The sequence below is a fragment of the Myxacorys chilensis genome (genome assembly GCF_059505265.1).
Window position 1 is genome coordinate 1 of record NZ_JCACKG010000306.1, and the last position, 2246, is coordinate 2246.

The 2246-nt window shown below is 62.6% G+C and carries 4 protein-coding genes; 2 read left to right on the forward strand and 2 right to left on the reverse strand.

What is annotated here, in order from left to right:
• Window positions 1-199: 199 nt before the first annotated feature.
• Window positions 200-550 (reverse strand): hypothetical protein, encoded by a 351-nt coding sequence (locus tag AC5JLB_RS30380; RefSeq protein ID WP_495877550.1) that lies wholly within the window; start codon window positions 548-550, stop codon window positions 200-202.
• A gap of 18 nt (window positions 551-568) precedes the next feature.
• Window positions 569-1234, reverse strand: coding sequence for an alpha/beta fold hydrolase (locus AC5JLB_RS30385; protein WP_495877551.1), 666 nt, complete (start codon window positions 1232-1234; stop codon window positions 569-571).
• Between the two features lie 67 nt (window positions 1235-1301).
• On the opposite strand from AC5JLB_RS30385, the gene AC5JLB_RS30390 reads away from it, so the two are divergent.
• Together AC5JLB_RS30390 and AC5JLB_RS30395 are read left to right on the forward strand one after the other, a co-directional pair.
• A complete protein-coding gene (locus AC5JLB_RS30390; protein WP_495877552.1) occupies window positions 1302-1727 on the forward strand; it encodes a winged helix-turn-helix transcriptional regulator in 426 nt (141 codons plus the stop codon).
• Between the two features lie 54 nt (window positions 1728-1781).
• On the forward strand, window positions 1782-2246 hold a 465-nt coding region (locus tag AC5JLB_RS30395; protein ID WP_495877553.1), incomplete at its 3' end, for an NUDIX domain-containing protein.

Below are 2246 nucleotides of genomic sequence, written 5' to 3' on the forward strand. Positions count from 1 at the left end.
TCCAGCGATAAACCTGCAGGTGCGGCGATAAAGGTCGGGAACGAACCGTCATGAAGATTCCTATGCGGGAGAAAGCCGCCTAGTTTGGAATGGTTCGAACCTTCTAGCCGCCACAGCGCGGAAAATCAAAGCACCTGCATCCGCCTTTTGGCGCATTGCGCACTTTGTTCGGATGGCGCACGTGCTGTGCGATAGTGTGCTAGAGGCCGGAGCCGGTCCAGCCGTCGGTTGTTTCAGGCGCGGCGCAGCGGAACGGGAGGAAGGTGCTGGCCGCGCCCGCATTCATCATCGCCAAGGTGAGGGCGTTGGCGATCTCGAGCTCGGCGGTTGATTGGGGGCAGACCGGGGCATGGCTCTCGCAGCCGCTGGCGATGAAGTTCTCGTTGCCGGCGATAAAGGCGTAGTTCATGCCGTCTGTGCCGAAAGCGTCGAGGGCCTGGTTCCACGCCGTCTGGTAGGCGGCGCACTTCTGTTCGGGCCAGGAGGCTTGTTGCGCCTGGGCGGGCGGAGCGCCGACAAGCAGGGCGGCCAGGATAAGGATCGATCGCATGCCCCGCTTATGCCTGAGCTAGGCCTCTTCGAGCAAGGCGGCGAGTTCATCCGGCATCAAGAGCGGCACGTCATGGCCGCAGGGGAGTTCGCGAACGGTCCAGTCCGGATCGTTGCGCAGCGGTTCGGCATAGCTGCCAAAGCCGTCCCAGCCGGCGGCAAGGATATAGGTCTTGCGTCCGATGTTCTTGTAAGCGCCGGTGTGGCGGAGCGGCTCGGTAAAGGTGCCGACCGGCTGCGAGGTGCAAAGGGCACGAACGCGCTCGGCCTCGGCAGGGGTTGTGTATTCGTTGCTCTCGAACTCGGGCACCGGGACGAGCGGCTCGGTATAGTTTGCGCCGATCAGGCTCTGGAACGACTGCCCGTCTTCGGGAATGAAGGCGTCGAGGTAAACGATGGCGGCAATGCGATCGAAAACGCGCTCGGCCACGCCGGTCGCGACAAAACCACCATAGGAATGGGCGACGAGCGTCACGTCCTGGAGGTCATGAAAGACCATCTCGTTGACGATGTCGTCGACATGGGTGGAAAGGGTAATCGGCAGTTCGGCGAGGTGCACGCGCTCGCCCAATCCGCTCAGCGTCGGCACATGCACCGCATGACCCTTGGCACGCAGCAGGGGCGCAACCTTGTCCCACCCCCAGGCGCCGCTCCAAGCCCCATGCACGATCACGAATGTGGTCATTCCCGTCCTCCACGGTTGCAAAATGCAAGTGATTGCTTTTCGCAAGCATAGAAGATAGTGTCAAGTCATGAACGATTTCTCGTATCGCTCGGGCTGCCCCATCAACCTAGGCCTCGAGGTGTTCGGCGACCGCTGGACGCTGCTGATCATTCGCGACCTGATGTTTGCCGATAAGCGGCATTTCCGCGAGTTCCTCCAGTCGGCAGAGGGAATTTCCAGTAACATCCTGGCCGATCGCCTCGCCATGCTGGTGGAGAACGGCATCGTCACACGCGCCGGCGATCCTGAGCATAAGCTCAAGGCCATCTATTCGCTGACCCAGAAGGGCATCGATCTCCTGCCGATCATTGCCCAGATCAGCCGCTGGAGCCGCACCTACATGCCGGTCGATCCTGCCATGGCGGCCACGGGCGAGGCGCGGGACCGGGCGGGACCTGGTGCGGTGGAACAGCAGATGGAAACGCTACGGGCGACGCACCTGCCGCAATCCTGACCTGGCGCAGCGCTTATGTTTCCGGCATAGCTCGCGCCATCTGGAGGCAGTCCCATGAACAACGACATCAGCATCGACACAGTCACCGAACTGGCCAAGAACTGGGGACGGCTCGATCGCTACGAGATCACCCACCGCAAGCGCGACGGCTCGGAGCAGACGGTGCTGCGGGAAGTCTATGACCACGGTAGCGCTGCCGCGGTGCTGCTCCATGCGCCACAAGCCGATACGGTTATCCTCACCCGCCAGTTCCGCCTGCCGCCGCATCTCAACGGCGATTCGGCCTGGATGGTGGAGGTGCCCGCCGGAATGCTGGACGGCGAAGCGCCCCTGATTACGGCGCGGCGGGAAGCAATCGAGGAAACCGGCTACGACCCGCAGCACCTCCAGTTCGTGTTCGAAGCCTATACCAGCCCTGGCTCGTTGACCGAAAAGTGCGCCTGCTTCCTGGCGGAATATACGCCGGGAGAAAAGGTGGGGACGGGCGGCGGGTTGGCGCAGGAGGGGTTGTGTCGCGGC

What these genes read in the sequence shown, in the direction of transcription:
- AC5JLB_RS30380 (WP_495877550.1), bottom strand. Translation starts at nt 550, where the DNA reads ATGCGATCGATCCTTATCCTGGCCGCCCTGCTTGTCGGCGCTCCGCCC.
- AC5JLB_RS30385 (WP_495877551.1), bottom strand. Translation starts at nt 1,234, where the DNA reads ATGACCACATTCGTGATCGTGCATGGGGCTTGGAGCGGCGCCTGGGGG.
- AC5JLB_RS30390 (WP_495877552.1), top strand. Translation starts at nt 1,302, where the DNA reads ATGAACGATTTCTCGTATCGCTCGGGCTGCCCCATCAACCTAGGCCTC.